This is a genomic window from Pseudoflavonifractor phocaeensis (genome assembly GCF_016901735.1).
Taxonomy (GTDB): Bacteria; Bacillota; Clostridia; order Oscillospirales; family Oscillospiraceae; genus Pseudoflavonifractor_A.
In genome coordinates, this window is record NZ_JACLZC010000163.1 from 1 (window position 1) to 839 (window position 839).

General features: G+C 53.3%; 2 protein-coding genes. One reads left to right on the forward strand and one right to left on the reverse strand.

Annotated features, from left to right (window positions below):
- The first annotated feature begins 116 nt into the window (after positions 1 to 116).
- Positions 117 to 575, forward strand: coding sequence for a hypothetical protein (locus H7U37_RS15025; RefSeq protein ID WP_243414344.1), 459 nt, complete (start codon positions 117 to 119; stop codon positions 573 to 575).
- Between the two features lie 19 nt (positions 576 to 594).
- Here the strand turns inward: H7U37_RS15025 and H7U37_RS15030 are convergent.
- The coding region (locus tag H7U37_RS15030; RefSeq protein ID WP_204876972.1) for a restriction endonuclease at positions 595 to 839 on the reverse strand (245 nt) is incomplete at its 5' end.

Below are 839 nucleotides of genomic sequence, written 5' to 3' on the forward strand. Positions count from 1 at the left end.
TTCGGGATAAGACGAAAGAGCGCCGCAGCCTGCTTTCCGAGAAAAAGGTTCTTTCCGCTGTCCATGTATTCCGACACCGGGAACTGGCGGCAAAGATTGCGGCTCTGACGGAGGATTTGGAGGAACTGCGTTCGGAGAAGAATCTGCTTCTGACGTCGCTGTCATATTCCGAGGAAGATGCTGCCGATAAATTCCCTAAAGACATTGCCGCCATGGAACAGAGCCTAAAACGGTTGGAAGAACAGGAACAGAAATATTCTGCCGAGCTGGGCGCTGCCCTAACTGAGTATGCCGGGCTTCGGGAGCAGGCACAGGGCTTCGACCCGGTGCAGCTGTATGAAGCAAGACAAGCCATCCGCCCCGGCAAGGAGCAGGAAGCGGAGCACCGGGCACAGCAGGTTTACGGCGAGAAGTACAGCCCGCTTTTGATGTTTGACAGCAAAAAGGCGGTTTCCCGGATGCTGCATGAGGATATGGAACGACAGGCTATGCGGAGAATGATGCGCCAGGCGCAGAAGGAGCAGCAGATTTCCAACAAGGGAAAGAGCAAGAATCAAGGACGCGATGTGAGATAAAAAGCTCTTTCTATCTCTGTCAAATGCGCTTGCGCAGCTCCGTCCAACTGGTTGCAGTCTCCAGCTCCACACCTGCATCCAGTGCTTTGAAATGCTCCTTGCCGCAGTGGATTTTTAGCTGCTCACTGGTTTTCAGGTGCATAAAGCTGGTGTCACCCTTGGTTTCCAGGACGAAGTACAGCTTTTCCTCACCGTTCTTATTCAGATACACAGCCCAGTCGGGGTTGTACGTGCCAATGGGGGTTTCAATTTTGAAGCGGCTGG